We start from the raw sequence: 22,545 nt of genomic DNA, 5'->3' as shown, positions 1-22,545 counted from the left end.
AATACGATTTTTTTAATTGATTTACATTTGATATAAACACAAATTAGGTAGCCCTACTATGATCAGTCCTGCTAAACCTTATCTTATTGCCCCATCGATACTCTCAGCTGACTTTGCACGTTTGGGTGAAGAGGTCGAGCGCGTATTAGAGTCGGGTGCCGATGTGATTCATTTTGATGTGATGGACAATCATTACGTACCCAATCTGACGTTTGGCAGCATGATTTGTAAAGCGCTACGAGACTATGGTGTGGAAGCGCCAATTGATGTGCATCTGATGGTCTCACCTGTTGATAGCATGATTGAGCAGTTTTTGGAGGCAGGTGCTAGTATCATCACCTTTCATCCAGAAGCCAGCGCTCATATCGATCGCTCGCTGCAATTGATCAAAGATGGCGGTGCTGAGTGTGGTCTGGTATTGAACCCAGCAACACCGCTACACTATCTTGACTATGTCATGGATAAAGTAGATCAGATTTTATTGATGAGCGTGAATCCTGGATATGGTGGACAATCATTTATTGATAGCACCCTAGATAAGGTACGTCAGGTACGTCAACGTATCATCACCAGTGGTCGCGATATCCGACTAGAAGTGGACGGCGGTATCAAAGCCAACAACATCCGTGCGGTTGCTGAAGCAGGTGCAGACATGTTTGTCGCGGGTTCTGCGATATTCAATCAGCCAGATTATAAAGAAGCGATTGATGCCATGCGCGCAGAGCTAGCACTGGCCAACGGCAACGAATAAAGTCAGTTAAGTAGCCTAAGATAGGCTGTATAATGGTAACGACAAACCATGCAAAGGTGAAATATGGACACGCAAAGACCCGTTAAGTCATCAACATCGCCTAATTCAGCAACAGGCAGTGAGCTGCCAGTTCAAAACGATCTTCCGAGACGTAGCTTAGTGCCAAAAGGCATTACCATTGGCTTGGCTACGTTTGCACTTGTCTTGAGTCTGGCAGGTTATGGTTTTCGTCTGATGATTGGTGATGATGTAGGTACAGTACTACGTCATGCTGCTGTGATTGTACCTACCTTTGTACTGGGCATACCGTTGTTTTTTTGGGTTGGCTCGCGGGTATTGAACAAAGTCAAAGGTATGCATATTGAGACCAGAAACGCATTAACACTTGGCTGGTTGACGGCTTGTGTATCGATGCTATGGTTGATGGGTACTTATAGCTGAACAGGCTACAGTGGCGATTGCCTCTAGATATTGCGTTGCAAAACCCTTATAAGCTGTCTTTTATACTTTTTTAATCATTAAGCCATATTCTATAAGTGTGGCTGGAATTTTATATGCGAATCGTACCAGCCAGTATTGCTAATATTATCTATCCTAAAGACTTACCAAATGGCTTGTTTACCAGTTTAATTATAGCTTGCCTCTTAATGGGGCTAGCGTCATTGCGTAATGGAACAGATCTACAGGGCTGGCTAAATGTTATTGAAAACTGGCTACTTATGCTACTGATACTGCCCACCGCGACGGCCACCGTTGCACTACCTTTCAAATACCGTGATCCCACGCTTGAGCTCAAGCTTGTCTACTACTTAGGTATGTTTGTGGCTTTCTTATTTACATTAGCAAAGCTGCGCTACTGGCGTTAACTTGGTGCAGGTCATGTCATGTCATGTCAGAACGGTGCTCATGTCAAAGACTTGTGTGACAACCCTTGAATTTAACTATTAAAGCGTCCATTGTATAAGTAAGACAGATTTACCCGCGTTACTGTAAGAAGATAGATTTGCTGAGTACCATTTCTCAGGTGCCATGTCTATAGTGAGTAGCTTGTTTGCAATGAATAATTCGTTTGCAAGTTTTAATTTTTGCAAATCACAAGCGGGATAATAAGGAAGCAGTTAATGACATATGATATCGATAATGATATAGAAGTAGACAATGATGGTAGCGATCAATTTACAGGGTTTGCTAAAGAGACCACATTAGAGCTGGTGGAATCTGAAGATGGTAGATTGTTGCTACGTGATGCAGAACAAGACGAAGAACCATTAATGACCATTGATTTTTCTGATAAGCTCAAAGAGTTATTGGGTAGTGATACTCAGGCTGTTGGTCAGCATATGATTCACGCAGCGATTCAGGTTATTATGCAAAAGCAGATGAGTAAGTGGCATGCTCACGTATATGATAAAGAACCAACGCATTATAGTTAATCTTTAGTTATCTCTCGGTACTGACTGAAGCTTTCAGGTACTATCACTTTCAGGTGCTATCAAGTGATATATTCAGCGGCAGCCATAAAAAAAGGGTTTATCAATTGATAAACCCTTTTTTTGTTCAAATAGTACCATTTATAAAATGGAGATTATTTGATTTTAGCTTCTTTAAAGATCACGTGCTGGCGTACTTTTGGATCAAACTTTTTGATTTCCATTTTGCCAGGCATAGTGCGCTTGTTTTTGGTAGTGGTGTAATAATAGCCAGTACCAGCTGTTGATACTAATTTAATTTTATCTCTCATGATAGCTTTCCTGTAAATGAGGGGTCTTCAAACGATAGGTACGTGTCTCAAAGAGCAAGTTGCCACAACTAATGTAGCAAAACAGCAACCCAAATGATGAGAGTCATCACCCAGCTGCTGTTTTTAACTTAAACTTTTTGACCTTGTGCGCGTAGATCCGCTAACACTTTATCGATACCAAGTTTGTCAATGATGCGCATACCTTTGGTAGACACACGTAGACGTACAAAGCGGTTTTCAGACTCTACCCAAAAACGATGGTTGTGAAGGTTTGGTAGAAAGCGACGACGGGTTTTGTTGTTTGCATGCGAAACATTATTACCCACCATAGGGCGCTTTCCAGTCACTTGGCAAACTCGAGACATGGCGAACTCCTAATCTATGAGGTATGAGTTTTTCTCATACCAGTCTGGGCAAGTTGCACGTTTTTGCGGCATGGACACAGCAAGCGGCAGCTTTGCACCAAACAAAACTATATGAAGGTTGAGCTGGTTTTGCTGTTATCTAAAGGCAAATAACAGGCTGACCAATTCAGAAAATTTTAAAGCCGACATTTATACCATAAAATAGATGAATACTCAAATATTTTTGCAATAACTGTCGAATTAAAGGATGGTTATTATACCCTGAAATGAGCGCACTATGTTGTTGATTATCTAATAGCAAAGATTAATTTTTAGTTGTAAGTTATAACAAAAGTCAGTAAAGTTGCTGTTATATATTTAATACAATCTGTTAATACACTGGCATTACTGTAAAACCATGTATCATCATCAGTCTCTCTTGATTCTGTGTAATGATTATTGCCTATTTGTTTGATAAATCACTGCTTATGCGGAGTTAAAACCATGTCATACCACTCGCTACCTACTTCTAAGCTATTTCAGCTGACAGCGCTCACACTATCATTAGCCTTGGCAGGTTGTGGCGGCGGTGATGGCACTGATACGATTGCACCAGCGCCTGACTTGGGTGTAGAACAGCCTGATGTAGATAATGGAGATGACGGTAGTACTGAAGAGCCAATAGGTGCTTTAAATATCAGTAGCAGTCAATTAGTCGATGTAGACGATAATACAATAACCTCTATCGGGCTAGAAGGTGCTTACTATGAAGTGGTAGTCACTGATGATAATGGTCAGCCTCTTGCCAATACAAAAGTAACCTTCTCAATTGATGCACCAGGCGTTGATTTATCACAGACGACATCGGGTGCTACTTTGACCAACAGCGATGGCGAAGCCCGTATATTTTTGAAGCCTAATGCACCTGATGTATCTGGCGCTTACGTCATTACTGCAAATGCTAGTAATGATGACAATACCGCTATTAGCAATTTAACTTTTTTGGTACAAGCTACCAATGTTAATCTAAGTGCATTACAGATTACTGACTTACAGCTGACGGCAGGTGGACAGACGGCGGTATCTTTGAAAACCACTGATACAAGTGGTAATGCCATTAGTGGTGTACTGGTCAACCTAAATGCTGCTTGCGGTCAGCTACCTGAGCAAGTTACTTCCGATGAAAATGGTATGATTGATTTTGTGTACAAAGCCATTAACGTCGATAATACTTTATGTAGTGGTGCTGTGCGAATATCAGCCAGTACTGGTAGCGTCACTCAATCGGCTAGTGTTTCTATACAGGCTCCTGAAGCAACCTCTATTGTCTATACGGCCAATGATCTAACACTAGGCATTCAAGGTAGTGGGTCTTCGGCAACAGGCGCAGTTGAGTTCACAGTATTTTCAAATACGACACCACTGGCTAATTCAGAAGTTATCTTATCGCTAGAAAAATCACCGTTAGGCTTAACGTTTGGTGTGTTAGGTAATAATCAACAGTTTACAGCTAGAACTGATGAGAACGGTCAAGTCTCAGTCAACATCTACCCGGGTACAACACCTGGACCCGTAGAGATCAAGGCCACCTTAGCCAGTGATACTCGTATCAATGCGTTATCAAAGGGTATCTCTATTGCCAGCTCTAGAGTGACTCAAGATGGTATTAGTTTATCGTTTGGCAAGAACGTATTAGATTGGAGCTTAGACGGTGACAGTACGCCAGTAGTAGCAAGACTGGTTGACCGCAACGGTAATGCCGTGCCAGATGGTACCGTAGTGAATTTCACCGCTGAGGGTGGCAAAGTGTCACCTGCGAGCTGTAACACTGCTGACGGAGAGTGTGAGGTCACATTTTCAACACAGAATCCGCGTCCTGGCGATGGTCGTGTGAGTCTATTAGCGGTAGCTGAAGGAGAGAAAGCTTACATCGATCAAAATGAAAATAATGCATGGGATGAAGGTGATATTTTTGTGCATAATATCGGTGATACCTTCCGTGATGATAACGAGAATGGTACTTTTGAAATCGGTGAGTTTACTTATCCGTTAACGACACAAGCCGATCAAACCTGTGAAAACAATGTTGGTCAGTTCATACAGTTGAAATTCCCGTCTTCTAGTGAACAAATAAAAGAAGCGTTCGAAAACAACTTTATTGATAACTTTGTGTCTCCAAACAAACCAATGACTTGTAATACAGAGCTTGATGCTATCATTCGCTATGAGCGTATTCAGTTATTATCAAGCGGCAATAACCCTACTTTTACTTTATTGAACAACATAGGTATTCCTCTACAATCTCAGATCATTACTGAAGGAGATACTCGAGTTAATATTCGTATCAATAGTGGTGGTTTTTATGAATTGAATCCAATGCCATCTGGCACAACGATTTCTGGCTCTGTGGTTGATAAAACCGACGGAGAGGATAGCGGGAGTTGTGAAGTAGAGATGATTGGAGGACCTGAAGAAGTACCAGCAATAGTATCCCCTGGTAGTCCTGGAGATAATACAGGGACGATTAATACTTATGCCTTAGATCAATGTGAGGCTGGGGATTTCTTTAGAGTGTCTGTCACTAGTCCTAACAATGTTACTACTGCAGTGACCTATACTATAGTCAACTAGAGGCAGTAAAGTAACAAACTAAAAACCCCCAACCCTACGTTGGGGGTTTTTGCATTGTATTCTAAATAGCTAAATCATCCTAAATAACCAAAAACAACTAACTCGCTCAGCAAAATATCACAAAAAAGATTAAAATAACCGGTTTACTACGCTGACAGCCATTCTCAGCGATCAGTCATCATTTTTTATATTGGGCGTATTATGTCAGACAACACCAAAACAGTTTCACCATCAAACATCGCTTCTCAGAGTAAGCAGATTCCTAGTGCTATCGATACAGCAACGCTACTCATCAAATGCAAAGATCAGGCGGGTATCGTCCAAGCAGTATCAGAATTTATTCATCGTTATGGTGCCAACATCATCACATTAGATCAGTACTCAACGGCACATGAAGGTGGTCAGTACTTTATGCGTTTGGAGTTCGCTTTAGCAGGCTTGAGCGATATCATCGATAATTTTGAAGCCAGTTTTGCCCATACTGTTGCCAAGCGCCACGATATGGATTGGCGCTTACATAACAATGCCACTAAAACCAAAGTCGGTATCTTGGTCTCAAAGTTCGATCATGCGTTGTTAGATTTACTATGGCGCCATCAGCGCGGCTTGCTGGACTGCGAGATCACTTGCGTGGTCAGCAATCACCCTGATTTACAGCAAGCGGTCGAAAACTTTGGTATTAGTTTTCATCATGTACCAGTGACCAAAGACAATAAGGTAGATGCAGAAGAGCAAATCCATAAGCTGATGGCAGGTAATGACTTATTAGTGCTGGCGCGTTATATGCAGATATTATCGTCAGATTTTGTCAAACGCTGGCCAATGCAAGTGATTAATATTCATCATTCGTTCTTACCTGCGTTTGTGGGGGCAGATCCTTACCGCCAAGCTTACGATAAAGGCGTCAAACTCATCGGTGCAACGGCGCATTATGTCACCGCAGAACTGGATCAAGGGCCGATCATTGAGCAAGACGTACACCGCGTGACGCATCGCCAAGGTGTGGTAGAGCTACGCGCTATTGGACGTGACATAGAGCGCAACGTATTGGCTCGCGCTGTCAATTGGCATGTGCAGAATCGTGTGATCGTGGCGGGCAACAAGACAGTGGTTTTTAACTAAAAAATATCTAAATTAGTGATTAAAAAAGGCGGCCAGTCGCAACAATGACTGACCGCCTTTTTTATAACATGACATTTTATGTCAGTGTTATATCAGCATCTCCAAAACAAACTTACTACCCACAAAGCCAATCGCTAACAGAATAAAAGCGTAAATGGTGATGTTAGCGGCACGTTTGCCTCGCCATCCTGCGCGCCAATTGCCAAATAGCAATGTACCAAATAATAACCATGACAGCAGACTAAAGACAGTCTTGTGTACGATGTGTTGTGCCATCAAATCTTCTACGTATATAAATCCAATGCCTAGCGCGATACTGAGCAAGACAAACCCGACCAAAAGCATATCGAATAATAAACTCTCCATGCTCTGCAGTGAGGGCAGTTTATTGACCCAAAAGCGGTGAATGGTATGATGCTTGAGCTCGCGTATTTGCAGACGCAAAAATAGCGCTTGAACCGCAGCCATCAACAGCACACAATAGGCCGCTAATGACAACAGAATATGAATCTCAAGTCCGATGCTGACATCAGTTAATGGTTGGTAAGGCGCGCGGCCAACATAGCCGACAGTCATGCCTACGAGTGCTGTGGGTGCAGCCAAGATACCAAGACTAAGGATAGGTCGGTACAAACAGAACAGCAGATAAAAGAATAAAAAGAACAAACTGGTCAGGCTGATAATATTAAATAAATTAAAATTCAGACCATACAGGGTCACGACGTACGGATAGAGCAATATTGCGTGTGCAGCCATGCCGACCAGTAATAGACTCAAACTGACGCTTTTATGGATAGGTTTATCCTGAGTCAGCGCCCAACCAATGTGAAGGCTGACTAAGACATAAGCCATGCTAGCAAGTAAAAATGCAAGGTGCACAGATAAAAAGCCTCGTCTTGAACTGAGCGTAAACTGACTGCTCAATGTATTGCTAAAGTGGTATTATCAGAATGATTAGAATAATCGTCCAATTTATCATAAAATGGGTGCCAGTTGAGCGCCATATTTCTTATTCCTGATACATCATCATATAAGACACCCTAAGCAAAGTATAGTCAATCCCCTATAAATCGGATACGGTGTCAGGCTCGCTTAGTCTACGACTTGTAGTACTTTCACTTGCCTTCCTTGTATCCAAATTATACTGAACTGACTATATAAACCAGTTACCTAAAACTAATAAGAGTCGAGCCTTTTGCGAAACGACTATAATTTTTGCATCGTGTTGATGCTATAGTACTGATAATATGATTTTTATCTGATTTGTTATGACAGAGTGTCCCAGTATTTTATAATCTATCCTAATAGTATTTACGAACCATTTGATTGGTTTGATTTAGCATTATTTTAATGACGTTTTATTTAATTGAAAACTATTTTAATTGAGAGTTATTTATGTTTGATACCTTAACAGAACGCTTGTCGTCGAGTCTACGCAATATCGTAGGCACGGGACAATTGACCGAAGACAATATAAAAGACACCCTACGTGAAGTACGCATGGCGCTGTTAGAAGCTGACGTGGCACTGCCTGTCACTCGTGACTTTGTAAAACGCGTCAAAGAGCAAGCACTAGGTGCTGAAGTGCTCAAAGAGCTAGCACCCGGTCAAGCGTTTGTCAAAATCGTCCACGACGAGCTGACCGAAATGATGGGCAGTGCCAACCAGCAGCTAGAGATGACAGGCAAACCGCCTGTTGTTTATTTACTAGCAGGTTTGCAAGGTGCGGGTAAAACAACCACAGCTGGTAAATTGGCCAAGTATCTACAAGAACGCCAAAAGAAAAAAGTCATGCTGGTCTCTGCCGACGTTTATCGTCCAGCGGCGATCAAACAGCTTGAGCAAGTCGCCGGTCAAGTAAATGCTAAATTTGTGAACTCAAGCACGGATGAGAATCCAATCGATATCGCAAAGCGTGCGATTGAAGAAGCCAAGATCCAGTATCAAGATATCCTTATCATCGATACCGCAGGTCGTCTACATATCGACGATACTATGATGGATGAGATTAAGGCGCTAACTGCTGCGGTCAACCCATCTGAAACACTATTTGTCGTTGATGCAATGACGGGTCAAGATGCTGCCAATACTGCAAAAGCCTTCAACGACGCGTTGCCACTGACGGGTGTTATCTTAACCAAGACTGACGGCGATGCTCGCGGCGGTGCAGCGCTATCTGTACGTGCTATCACAGGTAAACCAATTAAGTTCTTGGGTCGCGGCGAGAAACTAGACGAGCTAGAGCTGTTCCATCCTGAGCGTATTGCGCAGCGTATCCTTGGTATGGGTGATGTACTGAGCTTGGTCGAAGAAGTTGAGCAAAAAATTGACCGTGATAAAGCCGAAAAAATGGCGAAAAAGATGCAAAAGGGCGGTGATTTTGACCTTGAGGATCTATTGACCCAGTTCCAGCAAATGAAAAGCATGGGCGGCATGGCAGGCTTTTTAGATAAGATGCCTGGTATGGGCGGCTCGGATATGCAAAAAGCCGTCGAAGACGCCAAGCCAGAAGAAAAAGTGCGCGAGATGGAAGCATTGATCAATTCAATGACGCCATTTGAGCGCAAAAACCCTGACAAAATTAACCCAAGTCGTAAGCGTCGTATTGCTGCAGGTTCAGGTCGTGAAATCCAAGACGTCAACCGTTTGCTCAAGCAGCATAAGCAAATGGCAAAAATGATGAAAATGATCTCAAAGCCTGAGGGCATTAGTAAAATGATGAAGTCTATGCAAGGGCTCATGGGTGGCGGCAGCGCTGGCGGTGGTGGCGGTCCTTTGTTTGGCGGCGGTCAGCAAGGCGGCGCTAAAGACGTGAACCCAGAGCAAATGGCAAAACAGATGGGACTTGATCCAAATAACATGCCAAGCACTGAAGAGATGCAAAAGCAAATGCAAGACATGCAAAACCAAGCGCCAAAAAAGTTCAAAACACGTTTTTAAATTAGTACTTTTTATTTTTAAGTCACTTGTTCAAAAATCCAAAGCCTCAAAGCCAATTAAGCTTTGGGGTTTTTTCATTGCTAGCCTTAAATTACGACCAACGAATAATAACCGATGAATAAAATGTGGAAAACGTAGAAAGTAATAAAATTTTTGTGACCTAAATGCTATGATAGGCGCTGTTTTACCCTGTCAGGATTTTTGCAGTATATCGATTAATAATGACCATTAATAATGATTGTAAATACTCATCAAAATCTGACATGCCCTAGACTGCCAAAAGTATAAGCCGAGGTTGTGATGTTTTTAGCAATGGATACCGTGTTCGATCAGTGTTCGATCGCGATTTTAGATTCGAGTGGGCAGGTGCTGTCGAGCCATACCGAAACAGGTAAACGCCAGCAGACTCAGCAGATTTTACCGATGATTGATGCTGCACTATCTGAGGCGCAGCTAGGTCTTGCTGATATACAAGCATTGATATTCAATCGCGGTCCAGGGGCGTTCAGTGGTATCCGTATCAACACGGCAGTTGTGCAGGCACTATCGGTCGCACATGACTTGCCTTGTGTGGGCGTCTCTAGTCTACAAGCGATTGCACAATGTGCGTATCAGAAATACGGTCTAACACATATATACAGCGCCCTTGATGCGCGTATGCAGCAAGTCTATTTTGGACAGTATGAAGTAGCTGTAGATGATCAGTCAGATCACGGTATCATGCAGCCAGTATTGGATGATAGTAGCGACAGTACAGAACAGCTATTAGATTATGATCGCCAAACCGCACTAAACCTACCTATTGCGGGTAATGGTGCGACGCTATTAGCGCTACATGACCAGCAAGCTTACCATGAAGATGTCTGGCCAGATGCGGTCATTATCGGACAGCTTGGTATAGCCCAGTTTGCAAAGTCTGGTGGTACTGAGGCTGCACAGGCTCTACCAAAATATCTACGTAATCAAGCTTGGAAAACACTAAAAGAGCAAGGTAAAGCATAGATCTTACTGTGGAAAAATACCAATTACTATAAGACCAACGTCAACATAGGACAGCCAATCGGTCTGTTCTTAGCTCAGCCTGTTTTTGGGCCCCTCTATTTTTAGGAAAGTCACCGTGGATATCATTTTATTAATTCAAGCTGTCATCATGGGTATCGTTGAGGGTATCACTGAGTTTTTACCCATCTCTAGCACGGGCTACTTGATTTTATCAGCAGATGTCATGGGGTTTTGGACCAAAGAAAAAGTTGATCTGTTTGTGGTCGTCGTACAGCTTGGCGCTATTTTGGCGGTGATATATGACTATTGGGGTAGACTGTGGCAAGCGCTAATGGGCCTCATAACAGGTAAAGCAGACGGCATGACCAATCCAAGGCAGCTGGGACTGAGCCTAATTGTCGCGACCATCCCTGTCATGATCGTTGGCTTTACCTTTGCCGATGAAATCAAAGCGTATCTATTCAACCCTATTGTTGTAGCCATCATGCTTATCATCGGTGGTCTATTGATATTTTATGTTGAAAAACGTCCTAAGACAGTCATCGCGGCAGAGGCAGAAGATGTCAGTATGAAAACGGCACTCATGATTGGACTATTTCAGTGTCTGGCATTGATACCAGGGACGTCGCGCTCAGGCGCTACGATTATTGGCGCGTTATGGCTTGGGGTTTCGCGCAAGGCTTCTGCAGAGTTTTCCTTCTTTTTGGGTATCCCTGTCATCGTCGGCGCAGCATTATTAGATTTGCTCAAGCATGGAGATGTCCTGAGTAATAGTGAAGACTGGTTGGTACTGGGTATCGGAACTATCGTATCATTCGTGGTGGCATTACTCTGTATTCGCTTACTGGTAGCATGGGTGAGCCGTCGTGATTTTACTATCTTTGCTTGGTTGCGCATCATCACAGGTGTCATCGTATTGGTAGCGGCTTGGGGTTTTGGCTATCAAATGGCAGGCTAGAGGTGCATGATGGTGTCAGGCAGTACCGATAAAATCAGTAGCAAAAGGATGATGGTTATGACAGCTCTGCCTCAAACACACAGTAAAACGTATGCTGTAGTACATTGTCAACTGTTCTATGTCAATGATAGTCAGCACGCACAAATTGAGCATCTGCTGTCATTGATAGACGAGCACGAACTGCCAATTGTCTTGGACACTCAACTCTCCACAGAGAAACTCACGCAAAAGCGTCGGCAGCAATTGAGCGAAACAACCTCTAAGCCTATATTATGGCTCGATGAGAAAAACAAGCTGTCATGGCTCAGTGATGGGCTCAGTGTGGCACCTGAATGGGACAAGTTGCAGCGCCGCGTAGTCAGTGCTGGCCGGAAGTCTGAACTGCTATTACAAGCAGCAAAAATCACAGCAGACAGTCAGGTTATCGATGCAACGGCTGGCTTTGGTCATGATAGTTTGATATTGGGTAGTACGGGTGCACGCGTGACGATGCTCGAGCAGCAACCTTTGATGGCGCTACTTTTACTTGCAGAGCAGCAGCGTATGAGTGCGTACCCCAATTGGCAGAAGCTTATGGGGCGTCTACAAATTATTAATACCGATGCACTCAGTTATTTTGTCAGACTGGATACTGAGTTGGCAGTAGATGATACGACTGCAATTGATGTGGTATACCTAGACCCTATGTTTCCAGAGGATAGCTATCAAGATACCAAAACAGGCAAAGGTGCAAAAGTAGGTAAGCACATGCAAGCGCTGCACCAGTTGGCGCGTCCACCAACGCCAGATGAAGAGCGACAACTGTTAAATGGTGCGCAGACAGTGGTGAGTCGAAACTTGTCAGGGCAGGGTCGCGTGGTCGTAAAGCGTCCTCAATTTGCACCATTGCTTGCTGAACAGCCTGCTAGTGAAAGCTGGCATAATGAAGCCGTACGCTTTGATGGGTATTTCGTTTAACCAAGACTTTGTTCAAATAGGCAATTTGCTGAATGGCTTAACATTACCGCCTTTAATGTTACAGGGTTTAATATTAAAGCAGCAGCCATCAAAGTACTTAGCATTCAAGTGCTTAAAATTAGAATACTTAGGATTACAGTACCTAAAAACACTTAACATGAACATCAAAGCATTCGAAATAAAAATATCGTATCAATGAAGCATTCTTACCATTCAAGCTTTAGTCGACGTAGACCAATCAAAGCGACAAGCATAGAGACCATCATACTATGACACAAACCAGCTCTTCCATGACGCTCAAGGACAAGCTTTACGCTTATATGCAGCTGACACGCTTTGATAAGCCAGTGGGTATTGAGCTATTGCTGTGGCCAACGTTATGGGGCGTGATGTTAGCAGCGATGGGGCAGGCGCAGCAGCAAGGAATGACAGCAGGCTTGCCAAGCCTCAAGATATTTGTGATATTTGCGCTTGGGGCGATTTTTATGCGCGCCGCTGGCTGTGCGATTAATGATTTTGCTGATCGCAAAGTAGATGGACATGTGACTCGAACTAAAGGTCGTCCATTAGCAGATGGACGTTTATCTGGTAAAGAAGCCATTGCTGCGTTTTTGGTATTAGTGTTGCTAAGCGCCAGTTTGCTATTTTCCTTACCGATTGCTGTATTTTATTGGTCGCTTGGCGCAGTCATATTGGCGTTCATTTATCCATTTATGAAGCGCTATACGTATTTGCCGCAAGTATTTTTGGCAGCGGCTTTTGGATGGGCAATACCAATGGCTTATGTGGCGGTGCAAGGTGCTCCTGATATATGGTGTTGGTTGTTATTTTTAGCATATATGTGCTGGACAGTAGCGTATGACACGCAGTACGCCATGGCAGATCGCGAAGATGATCTTAAGATAGGGGTCAAGTCAACAGCAATATTATTCGGTCGCTATGATGTGATTATCATCTCAATACTTCAAATGCTATTTTTGCTCATTATGGGCACGGTGATGTGGCACTATTTTGCGCCAACCACGCTAGGTATTACGCCAATATTCGGATTGGCATTGGTGGCGATGATGTTTGCCAAACAGAATAGTGCGTGTGCCAGTCGTCATGCACAGGCTTGTTTTCAGGCATTCTTAGCCAATATTTGGGTAGGGCGTTATGTTTTTGCGCTTGTAGCAGTGACGTGTATATGGACGACGCTAAATGGATAAGTTCAATAAATTGCCGAGATTTAAAGCAAAAAAAACATCTGGGGCGAACAAGTCAGTCATAGATTATCAGGAAAAACTTGCTGAGCATGGACTGACGCGCGAGCAAGCGATCGCCACTGAGCGTAAATTAGCAAAGTTTGCCAATACGATGGATTCGCTAGTACGAGTGCCTTTTACCAAACAGGGCATGGGTGCCGATGCGGCGCTCTCAACCATTCCTCTCGCAGGTGATTTGGCGGGGCTGGCATTGACCAGCTATGCTTTTATATTAGGTCGTCAGTTGGGTGTGCCTGCCCATAAAATGACGCCCGCTGTGAGATTGGCACTGATTGATATGGTCGTGGGTATCGTGCCAGGTATCGGTACGCTGCTAGATGTTTTTATTCGTCCTAGTCGCAAGACGCTGGGTATCGTGCACGAGCATTTACACCATGAGTATGGTATTACTGAAACCATGCATATGGATCGGCCTTTTTTGCATCAGTCACTAGAGGACAAACAGCAGCATAGCCGCTTCGGCGCTTTTTGGCGCAATCCTATCGTGGCTTGGCTGTACTTGCATATCCCTGATATGCTGGGGCTAATCGTGCTTGTATTCATCGGCTGGGGTGTATGGACGATAATAAGTTGGCTGGTCGGACTCTTTAGTTAATCGGCTGGTTTTAGTTAATTGATTGTTTTTATTCAACTGACTGTTTTTACTAAACTGACTAGGCTCGGTTAACTATAATCACGTATCAAAAAACTGAGTCGTATAAATAAAGTCCAGTAAGCAGTTATGAATACACAACCATAGAAAAGGCGGCAACGATAGTAGCGTTCGCTGCCTTTTTTGGTTCAAAATAAAGGGTTGAATAAAAGAGTAAAGCCGTGAATAAAAGAGAGTATGAAGCGTTACTCAGTGATGACTTCGGCTTCAGCACTGATAGCATCAAAACTGGTCACGGTATCGTTTTGGATAAAATCAATGGTGCCACCTCCTGCATGACTCACTAGTTGGATACTGCCGTCAGTTGAGCGATAAGTGGGATTGTTCCCTTGACCTTCTGGCGCGCTGAGCGTGATTTTCGGTTGGTTAGGACGGGTGACAATCGCGTTGAGTAGTCCTGCAGCTGAGGTCTCAAAGACGACCGATAAGCTATCGCCCGCGTCATTTTTATAACGGACATCGGTGATTTGTGCACCTTTAATGGCTTGCTCTGGATTAGGTGCAGCAGCACTGTTCGTAGCAGGGGCAGTGCCTTCTAGATTTTGTTCTAGTTCAGCCAAACTCATATCGCGCTCTGAATCAGTGTCAGTCTGTACTTGGTCTTGGGGTTTGTTCACGCCGTTATCGTCAGATTCATCTACATTGATATTTGTCGTGACAGGCGCGGTTTGTGTTGATGTCTCAGCGACAGGCTCATTTGATGTATCAGGTTCTGGCGTTTCTTGGCAGGCAGTCAATAGCAGTACACTCAAAACAACAGCAGTGGTCTTGAAGTAGTCAGGTTTAGCGTTTGCAAAGCCTAGAGATCTTAATATAAAAGCTATCATAGTCGGGTTTATCCGTTAGCGCGCGATGTCAATGAGGTAATATGCAAGCATTAACCTGCTATCTACTCACCGTATATTATTACGTATTGATGGTAATAACCAGCTTGCGCTGTCCGCCATATCCAGTCATGTTCCTATGCTCACATAGATAGATCCCTTGCCACATACCCAGTCCTAACCTACCGTCGATGAGTGGGATGGTTAAACTGACGCCCAGCATCATGCTTTTGAGATGAGCTGGTAGATCATCAGAGCCCTCCAAGGTGTGACGATACTGTGGCTGATTCTCCGGTGCAATTTTATTGAGCCACTCTTCAGTGTCTAATCTGACATCTGGATCAGCATTTTCATTGATAGTGAGACTGGCTGATGTGTGCGGTAGAAATAAATGAACCAGCCCTACCTTGGCAGTGCGAGGTATCAGCTGAGTAATTGCATCTTCGATAATAGGAGTGATGATATGAATGCCACGGGCATAGGCGGGTAGCGTGATGGTCGTTTGGTGATAGCTCATAAGATAGTGTCTCATTGTTGGAACCAACGTTGAGTAAAGATACCACACGACAGTACGAACCGTGAATAGTACGGTCTTTACGTAGATATCATGTTAGGTTACCTCAAACGAGCGGTGTTTGTAAGCGTGTACGATTGGGAGATAGGCGTGCGAGCATCGCCTCAGATAGCGGTGCAAATGATCCTAGCATCATATCTGCTAATGCTTCAGCGCATATAGGTGCTAATGCATAGCCTTTTGCGCCCATCGCGCTCATGGTCCAAATTCGCTGACTGTGTGCCAGCTGCCCTACGATTGGATGATAGTCAGGCGTCTGAGTGCGAATACCAGCACGTCCTTGCCACTTACTAGTATCTACTGGGACAATAGACGCCATCTCGGGAATAGCAGTGATCAGCTTGTCTCGGCTAATCTGATGCTCTTCATCTCTTACATTAGTATCCGTATCGTTACGTATAAAGCTTGCACCTAGTAATAGATAGGGCTCGCCAGCGATGACAGTGTTCAGCTCACTATCGCCTGTTTGTGCGTTAAATAGCGCACAGTAACCGTTATATTTCAGCGGTATTTTGGGCAGGTTTGCCATCTGCTCTACGGTAGGTATAAACCAAGACAGTTGCCCACGAATCTTACGGCAATCAAATATCCGCTCATCCAATTGATGACTCTCAAACGCCGCGCAAATGACGATATTATCAGCAGTGATAGTGTCATGATTTTTATCAATGCCTTCGATACGAACTTGCTGCTCAGTTTCGGTAATTTTATTCACTTCTAACTGCTGAAAGCGGATGAGTGGATGCGTCAGTATGATGTTCTTTAACGCTTGCGGGTTGACCAACCCAGATTCAGGCAAATATAGATTATCTAATAAGTTCTGATTTTTTAGCGTAGTAAGATCCTGCGCCTGTTTAGCGGGCAGGGTAGTTGCCATCTCATTAGGATAGTCTGCAATCTGCTCGGTACCGACATTAGACTTTATCAATAAATCGAGTGCACCAGTTGGTTCCAGTACTGGCGCTGTATCAATCTGCGAGGCTTTCTGGTTGAAGTCTCGATAGAGTCTATTGCTATACAGATAACCGATAGTGTGCAGGTGTTCATCGACGTGATGAATCGGTGTCATTTTGGGCGCAAGTAATGCGCGCGGATTGCCTGAAGCTCCTGCTAAGGGTGCTGATTTATCTAATAAGGTGACAGTAATGCCGCGATTGGCAAGAGACCAAGCCGTGAGTAGCCCTGAGACACCAGCCCCAATGACGACGGTGTGATCGAATATAGTGCGGGTCGTTTTTTGATATTTATCGTCACGATCAATATCTTGATCAATATTAACATTAACATTGTCATGACTAGCATCAAAACCGTCTGCATCTATCATCACAGCCGTGAGCATCTCACGTTTTCGTCCAAAGCCTTTTACTTTTTTGATGTGAAAACCGTGTTCTTTCAGTCCGCGTTTGACGATGCCGGCACAGCTATAAGTGGCGGCAGTAGTGCGCGGGCCTGATAGACGCTGCATTTGTGCAAAGATACTGTCAGCCCACAAGGTGCTATTGCAAGAAGGCGCAAAGCCATCCAAAAACCAAGCATCGATATGAGGCACAGACGAATACTGATGACTGACTGCCAGCTTGTTAAGGCTATCCGCGGCATCCCCAAACCACATATCGACGGTTAAATTGTCATAAGAAAAACTTAAGCGGTGACAACCTGCAATAAGTGGCGGGTATGCTGCTAAAAGTAGTTCGATAAATCTTGAGAGCTCGGGGGCACGCTGACGCCACAAAGCAAGTATATGAGTCAGATCTGCATGTGGTATAGGAAATTTTTCAGTGGTAATAAAGTGGAGACGCGCATCTGCTAGGTGTGAATGAGTGTCGCGCAGCTGTCGCCATAACTGCCAGGTTGCCAGTAAGTTTAGCCCAGTACCAAATCCCAATTCCGCAATCGTAAAGCATTGTTTTGGTGCAAGGCGGATCAAACGTTCTGACAACTGATTGCGTGCCAAAAACACATGACGCGTCTCTGCTAGACCATCCGCATGCGAAAAATACACATCCCCAAACTCACCAGATACCGGTACCATATTGCCAGTATCATCCATCTGCCAATCAATCTTGGCAGGCGTGATAACGTTTGAGGACTTAGCATTTTGATGGTTAGCGATAGACATGGGAGGTTCTTAGCTGCAGTGGTTGTATAGTCAGGGTATTATTGGTGATAGAGCTGATATGTCAAAGTACAGTATGGCGTAGCAGAAAAAGATAATCAAAAGCTAAAGTTATGAAAGTCACGTATAGCAATTAGCTTATCAGCAGCAACTAGCCTACCAGCGCTCACGGCGCACAAATACCAGCCACGAGATAAAAATACCGACCAACAAGCTTATCAATACCGTAAATGCACCATACAAAAATAGCTGACCCTTACTCTCGTACACTAAGACGTTCGCTTGGGTCTGTAAGTCGTTCACTTGACGCTGTAGTTGCGCATTACGGCTGAGCAGCTCTTGATTGGCAGCTGACAGTGCTTTCGAGGACGGTTGCAGTTGTGCAGCCAATGTATCATTGATATCTAGCGCAGAGTTTTTGGTTGCGCCAGTGCCCGCTGCAGGTTGGGTTGTCATCGACGTCGCTGCTGGTTCGGTGACATTAGTTTCAGTCACTATTGGCGCGGCATGCGCTGAGGCAGCTGCCAATAGCAATAGGCTGGCCACGCTGTTTTTTGAGAATTGATTGTTCAAATAAGGGACTCTTCGACTCACGATGCAGCTACTTTGTCAGTTGGCGCTGGCAATGCTTGGATAAAAGGTTTGATATCCACATGGCTATATACGCCATCACGTAGATAAGGCTCATCATTTGCCCATGCCTGCGCCGATTCGATAGAGTCAAAATCAGCAATAATAAGGCTGCCTGACATGTCGTTTTTTCCATGTTCAATAGGCGTTGGACCTGCAATAACCAGACGGTCTTCACGACTCAAAGCCTGCAACCGCTCTATATGCTCTGTGCGAGTAATCAGACGTTGCGCGCTGCTGTTGGCCACATCATGACCAATAATGACAAATAAAGACATGAGACTTCCTTAGTGAGTAATAGAGCATGATAATTGATGCAAAAGACATTTTACAACGCTAAAGGTTTGTTACTATTGATATTTAGCGGTAGCTTGATTGTCATCATAAGACAACCTGTGTTATTTGGTGGCTTTATCCGTCAATGCAGGGTTTAGGTGTTTTTTCAGTACAGCAAACTGAGCCACGACGAATACCAACATGATTGGAATCCAGCCATAAGTTTTGAAGTTAATCCACGCTTCATCTGACATTGTGAACGCTGTGATATAATGTAATACAGCCATAAGCGCAAAAAACAATGCCCAAGCGACGGTCAGCTTTTTCCAACCGCTGATTGTCAGGGTAAATACCTCTTTCATTGCAAGCTGCATCAAGGGCTTATTAATAGCAGCACTAACAAATAGCGTTAACGCAAAGATACCGTTGATAATGGGCGACTTCCAACGCAGATAGATGTCGTCACGCAGCAGCAACGTACCACCGCAAAATAAAATGGTTAATAATAGGACGACCCATTGCTGCTTATCAAATTTGCCTTTTTGGCGAATAAAGTGAATGGCATAAACGATGATAGTGGCGATGAGCAAAGCCCCTGCCGCTGCCAGGATACCACTGTAACGAGCAGCGATAAAAAAGGCAATCAAGGGGATAAAGTCTAATAATGCTTTCATAGCAAAGATGGTGTCCAACAAAAACGTATGGGGTAGTTTACACGTCTACCGCACCAAAAAAAAGCAATCAGCATGATAATACTTCGATATAAGCAACCTATCGAGTACCCCTTTCTTACGGTGGCTAATGACTTTTGACCAGTACTTGCAGCTAGGAAATAAGCGACTGGGCAAATATAACGTCATAAGTTAGACATAACGATTAAATACGGCAATGATAACTCTCACGTTTAGCAGCTGTCCGAGGCGTTATTTGTAACAATAATAACAATAGTAATTAGTGATAGCAGCATTGACGTTTGCCACTGAACTTACCTTGCACTTTATAGCATTCAAAAAAATATAATATTCAAACAAATCATAGTACTTAGAAAAACCATAGTACTCAGAAAAATTAAGGCTAAACTTATGAAATACGATTTACATTGCCACAGTACCTGCTCGGATGGGACTTATGCGCCAACTGAAGTGGTCAGTCGCGCTCACGCCGCGGGTGTCAATATTCTGGCATTAACTGACCATGACACGCTGGCAGGAATTGACGAAGCAAGAGCCGCTGCTACTGCCTATGATATGCAACTGATCAATGGGGTTGAAATCAGCTGTGAACATACACTGAGCGGCGGCTACGGGAAGAACAAATCTACCAACAAGATCATTCATGTGCTTGGGCTAGATTTCGCTGATCGCGACAAAATGCACGCGACTTTGCAGCAATTACAAGACAGTCGGGCGACACGTGGTCAGCGTATTACCGAAAAGCTCAGCGAGCTGTTGGATATTGACTTCGATGAGCTATGGCAAGCGATTCTCAATAAGGCAGGTGGTAATCCGCAAGCTGTTGGACGGGCTCATATTGGGCAAGTGCTATTTGAGCGAGGCGAGGTCAAAACCGTCCAAAAAGCCTTTGATAAGTATTTGGCAGATAACAAGCCTGCCTATGTGGCAATCGAGGCATTGACGATGCAGCATGGTATTGATCTGATCCATGCTTGTGGGGGTAAAGCAGTACTTGCCCATCCCACGCGTTATCAGCTATCAGCCACACGAGTCCGTAAGCTGATACAGGAGTTTGCACAGCTTGGCGGTGATGCTTGTGAGCTACCAGCGACCAGTGAGCCGGTAAGTACGCGTAGAATGGTTGATCGTAGTATTGCTGAGCACAATCTTGTCACCTCAATCGGTAGTGACTTTCATGGCAGCAATATGCCGTGGCGACGCTTGGGAGATGTACCTGTATTAAATGCAGATCAGCAAGGCGTTTGGGAGTCATTTAAAACGCTGTCTTGATCCAAAAAATATTCTATTTTTATCGTCTTGTTGGAACAATGTCAGATACTGGTGCTGGCTATTTAGGTGACTGATTAAGCAGCTGGTAAGACTCAATACTTATAATTAGGCATTATTACAACCATAAAACAATTATTGATAAATAAATGCATAAAACAGATTGATAATGCAGACAGAACTTGTAACACTTGAAGCGTTAGTTATAGAATTTATCAAGGATATTACAACTTTTGGTTTGGTCTCAACGCCTATGAATTCAAGGCGTTTAATTTTTCTGTGGTAGCCCATTTATGGCTGTATCGATCTCTCATCTTGGATACAAAAAGCTCTCTCAAATGATTTTTGAGTGGCAAGCGGTGGATCGAACGTCATTGTTGGCGCTATTTATTGTCATGGAAGTGTCACTACATTGGCTGTGGTGTTTGTTGGTTTGGTTGCAACAAGATGCCGTTGAGAGCTATGTCAATATACATTATCTGTATCCGTTGTGGTTTGGCATCAGTTTGACTGGCTTGTTTTTCTTGTGCATGTACAAATATCTGCCTTATACGGAAAACAAAAACGACGCTTTGGACGAGTGGCAGATTGCCTTGGTTTTGATCTATACCTTCTATATTGCCACTGTCATCGTCGTCATAGGCTATAGCAGCTTGTTTGCGGGTGTCTCAGTGGTCGGCGGTGCGATGCTAGGGATGATGCTGATAAAGCGTCGCTATGCCTGGCGGATGTTTTGGCTACAAATAAGCCTAATGCTAATGGCTATTATCGTACCTTACTTTGGTGTTAGTTTACCCAATTTGCGCCAGTTGACAGTTATCCATCCTCTGATAGAGACTCACAACTATCTGACTTATAACGAGCTTATGGCGATTGAAAATGCCATCGCTGCTTCTGCTTTTGAAAATAATATATTAGGGTGGGAAAGCATCAGTGAAGTGCAGCGCTCATCAGCGTTTTTTTGGCGCTCAACGCATCTGTATCTGGCGTTGCCCAAAGCAATTTTTATCGTATATATGTTTCGCTCTTTGCTACTGGTACTAGATGATAGCCGACAAGAAACCTTGCAGCATGCCAATCAAGACGGACTTACCCAGCTAAAAAACCGCCGCTACGGCCTAAAAAAGATGAAGTATACCTTGGCAACGGTACAAGACCATCAAGATTTGAGCGTTATGCTGTTGGATTTGGATTGGTTCAAACGGATCAACGACAACTATGGTCATGATGTGGGCGATCAGGTTTTGATTGAAGTATCTCAGACGCTATCCCAGTTGCTATCGGATGAAGCAATCATTAGCCGATATGGTGGTGAAGAGTTCTTGATTGTACTACCAAACACACAGCATGATAGCGCTATGGTGATTGCTGAGCAGTTGCGATTGAGCATCGCTGACAAGGCGATTAGTCTCAATAACATGTTTGAATTCAATGTGACGGCAAGCTTTGGTTTGTATACCTTGACTCATGAAGAAAGGGCGTGTATCGCCAAAACATACAAATCCATTTTGCAAAAAAGAATATTGCCTCAAACAGAGACAGTGCCGCTCATTAAACCAATTGCCACCCAACGAGCTGAAAATATGGCATCCATGCAAAAACTGCCAAGCGACATCTGTCAGCGGCTTATCAGTGCTGCGGATAAAGCCCTGTATGAAGCCAAGCATCGTGGTCGCAACCAAGTCGTCAGCGCCAATGAAATGCTCAACGACACAACTGGCGGGACGCACACGCTCTATAAAAAACGCTAGTGGTTACGTTATGGCTAGTAGCTACTATAAAAAAGCTACTATATAAAAAT

The 22,545-nt window shown here is 43.9% G+C and carries 23 protein-coding genes; 14 read left to right on the top strand and 9 right to left on the bottom strand.

What is annotated here, in order from left to right:
- The first annotated feature begins 58 nt into the window (after positions 1 to 58).
- From rpe to AC5JPY_RS05210, 4 genes are all read left to right on the top strand, one after another.
- A complete protein-coding gene (rpe, locus tag AC5JPY_RS05225; RefSeq protein ID WP_319051446.1) occupies positions 59 to 751 on the top strand; it encodes a ribulose-phosphate 3-epimerase in 693 nt (230 codons plus the stop codon).
- A 63-nt stretch (positions 752 to 814) separates the two neighbouring features.
- Positions 815 to 1,192 carry a hypothetical protein gene (locus tag AC5JPY_RS05220; RefSeq protein ID WP_493852306.1) on the top strand — a complete coding sequence of 126 codons (378 nt, stop codon included), beginning with the start codon at positions 815 to 817 and terminating at the stop codon, positions 1,190 to 1,192.
- A gap of 113 nt (positions 1,193 to 1,305) precedes the next feature.
- Positions 1,306 to 1,617 (top strand): hypothetical protein, encoded by a 312-nt coding sequence (locus tag AC5JPY_RS05215; protein ID WP_443525791.1) that lies wholly within the window; start codon positions 1,306 to 1,308, stop codon positions 1,615 to 1,617.
- A gap of 255 nt (positions 1,618 to 1,872) precedes the next feature.
- Complete coding sequence (locus AC5JPY_RS05210) at positions 1,873 to 2,184, top strand: hypothetical protein (protein ID WP_443525793.1); 312 nt, start codon at positions 1,873 to 1,875, stop codon at positions 2,182 to 2,184.
- A gap of 152 nt (positions 2,185 to 2,336) precedes the next feature.
- Here AC5JPY_RS05210 and rpmG read toward each other — a convergent pair whose 3' ends face one another.
- Complete coding sequence (gene rpmG, locus AC5JPY_RS05205) at positions 2,337 to 2,492, bottom strand: 50S ribosomal protein L33 (RefSeq protein WP_010201403.1); 156 nt, start codon at positions 2,490 to 2,492, stop codon at positions 2,337 to 2,339.
- Between the two features lie 128 nt (positions 2,493 to 2,620).
- Complete coding sequence (rpmB, locus tag AC5JPY_RS05200; RefSeq protein ID WP_057761372.1) at positions 2,621 to 2,857, bottom strand: 50S ribosomal protein L28; 237 nt, start codon at positions 2,855 to 2,857, stop codon at positions 2,621 to 2,623.
- Positions 2,858 to 3,340: 483 nt separating this feature from the next.
- Here rpmB and AC5JPY_RS05195 point away from each other — a divergent pair, with 483 nt between their 5' ends.
- Both AC5JPY_RS05195 and purU read left to right on the top strand, forming a co-directional pair.
- The gene (locus AC5JPY_RS05195) at positions 3,341 to 5,467 is read left to right on the top strand and encodes an Ig-like domain-containing protein (protein ID WP_493852305.1); all 2,127 of its coding nucleotides are present in this window, start codon (positions 3,341 to 3,343) and stop codon (positions 5,465 to 5,467) included.
- A 201-nt stretch (positions 5,468 to 5,668) separates the two neighbouring features.
- The gene (purU, locus tag AC5JPY_RS05190; RefSeq protein ID WP_443525796.1) at positions 5,669 to 6,589 is read left to right on the top strand and encodes a formyltetrahydrofolate deformylase; all 921 of its coding nucleotides are present in this window, start codon (positions 5,669 to 5,671) and stop codon (positions 6,587 to 6,589) included.
- An 87-nt stretch (positions 6,590 to 6,676) separates the two neighbouring features.
- Here the strand turns inward: purU and AC5JPY_RS05185 are convergent, their stop codons facing one another.
- Positions 6,677 to 7,468 (bottom strand): cytochrome C assembly family protein, encoded by a 792-nt coding sequence (locus AC5JPY_RS05185; RefSeq protein ID WP_443525798.1) that lies wholly within the window; start codon positions 7,466 to 7,468, stop codon positions 6,677 to 6,679.
- A gap of 516 nt (positions 7,469 to 7,984) precedes the next feature.
- Between AC5JPY_RS05185 and ffh the strand changes: the two genes are divergently transcribed.
- The 6 genes from ffh to AC5JPY_RS05155 all read left to right on the top strand — a co-directional run bounded on the left by ffh (position 7,985) and on the right by AC5JPY_RS05155 (position 14,306).
- Positions 7,985 to 9,529, top strand: a complete 1,545-nt coding sequence (ffh, locus tag AC5JPY_RS05180; protein ID WP_443525800.1) for a signal recognition particle protein — start codon at positions 7,985 to 7,987, stop codon at positions 9,527 to 9,529.
- Positions 9,530 to 9,829: 300 nt separating this feature from the next.
- Positions 9,830 to 10,531, top strand: coding sequence for a tRNA (adenosine(37)-N6)-threonylcarbamoyltransferase complex dimerization subunit type 1 TsaB (gene tsaB / locus AC5JPY_RS05175; protein WP_443526052.1), 702 nt, complete (start codon positions 9,830 to 9,832; stop codon positions 10,529 to 10,531).
- Between the two features lie 115 nt (positions 10,532 to 10,646).
- Positions 10,647 to 11,489, top strand: coding sequence for an undecaprenyl-diphosphate phosphatase (locus AC5JPY_RS05170; protein WP_319051453.1), 843 nt, complete (start codon positions 10,647 to 10,649; stop codon positions 11,487 to 11,489).
- A gap of 57 nt (positions 11,490 to 11,546) precedes the next feature.
- Positions 11,547 to 12,446 carry a class I SAM-dependent methyltransferase gene (locus AC5JPY_RS05165; protein ID WP_493852304.1) on the top strand — a complete coding sequence of 300 codons (900 nt, stop codon included), beginning with the start codon at positions 11,547 to 11,549 and terminating at the stop codon, positions 12,444 to 12,446.
- 290 nt (positions 12,447 to 12,736) lie between these two features.
- Positions 12,737 to 13,654 carry a 4-hydroxybenzoate octaprenyltransferase gene (gene ubiA / locus AC5JPY_RS05160; protein ID WP_443526054.1) on the top strand — a complete coding sequence of 306 codons (918 nt, stop codon included), beginning with the start codon at positions 12,737 to 12,739 and terminating at the stop codon, positions 13,652 to 13,654.
- Positions 13,647 to 14,306 carry a DUF4112 domain-containing protein gene (locus AC5JPY_RS05155; protein WP_443525804.1) on the top strand — a complete coding sequence of 220 codons (660 nt, stop codon included), beginning with the start codon at positions 13,647 to 13,649 and terminating at the stop codon, positions 14,304 to 14,306. Before ubiA ends, AC5JPY_RS05155 begins: the two co-directional genes overlap by 8 nt.
- Before the next feature lie 242 nt (positions 14,307 to 14,548).
- Here the strand turns inward: AC5JPY_RS05155 and AC5JPY_RS05150 are convergent, their stop codons facing one another.
- The 6 genes from AC5JPY_RS05150 to ispZ form a co-directional block, all read right to left on the bottom strand.
- Positions 14,549 to 15,190: a hypothetical protein gene (locus tag AC5JPY_RS05150; RefSeq protein ID WP_443525806.1), complete on the bottom strand. Its 642-nt coding sequence runs from the start codon at positions 15,188 to 15,190 to the stop codon at positions 14,549 to 14,551.
- Between the two features lie 79 nt (positions 15,191 to 15,269).
- A complete protein-coding gene (locus AC5JPY_RS05145; protein WP_443525808.1) occupies positions 15,270 to 15,704 on the bottom strand; it encodes a secondary thiamine-phosphate synthase enzyme YjbQ in 435 nt (144 codons plus the stop codon).
- A 103-nt stretch (positions 15,705 to 15,807) separates the two neighbouring features.
- Positions 15,808 to 17,880: an FAD-dependent 5-carboxymethylaminomethyl-2-thiouridine(34) oxidoreductase MnmC1 gene (gene mnmC1, locus AC5JPY_RS05140; RefSeq protein ID WP_493852303.1), complete on the bottom strand. Its 2,073-nt coding sequence runs from the start codon at positions 17,878 to 17,880 to the stop codon at positions 15,808 to 15,810.
- Between the two features lie 153 nt (positions 17,881 to 18,033).
- Positions 18,034 to 18,450 (bottom strand): SH3 domain-containing protein, encoded by a 417-nt coding sequence (locus AC5JPY_RS05135; RefSeq protein ID WP_493852302.1) that lies wholly within the window; start codon positions 18,448 to 18,450, stop codon positions 18,034 to 18,036.
- A 17-nt stretch (positions 18,451 to 18,467) separates the two neighbouring features.
- Complete coding sequence (locus tag AC5JPY_RS05130) at positions 18,468 to 18,785, bottom strand: YciI family protein (protein ID WP_443525813.1); 318 nt, start codon at positions 18,783 to 18,785, stop codon at positions 18,468 to 18,470.
- Between the two features lie 120 nt (positions 18,786 to 18,905).
- Positions 18,906 to 19,457 (bottom strand): septation protein IspZ, encoded by a 552-nt coding sequence (ispZ, locus tag AC5JPY_RS05125; protein ID WP_443525815.1) that lies wholly within the window; start codon positions 19,455 to 19,457, stop codon positions 18,906 to 18,908.
- Positions 19,458 to 19,865: 408 nt separating this feature from the next.
- Between ispZ and AC5JPY_RS05120 the strand changes: the two genes are divergently transcribed.
- Both AC5JPY_RS05120 and AC5JPY_RS05115 read left to right on the top strand, forming a co-directional pair.
- A complete protein-coding gene (locus tag AC5JPY_RS05120; protein ID WP_443525817.1) occupies positions 19,866 to 20,747 on the top strand; it encodes a PHP domain-containing protein in 882 nt (293 codons plus the stop codon).
- Positions 20,748 to 21,037: 290 nt separating this feature from the next.
- Complete coding sequence (locus AC5JPY_RS05115; protein ID WP_493852301.1) at positions 21,038 to 22,495, top strand: GGDEF domain-containing protein; 1,458 nt, start codon at positions 21,038 to 21,040, stop codon at positions 22,493 to 22,495.
- Positions 22,496 to 22,545: the final 50 nt, after the last annotated feature.

It is taken from the genome of Psychrobacter sp. H27 (genome assembly GCF_059072655.1).
Note: the sequence above shows the minus strand (reverse complement) of the source record. Positions and strands in the feature narration are given on the sequence as shown.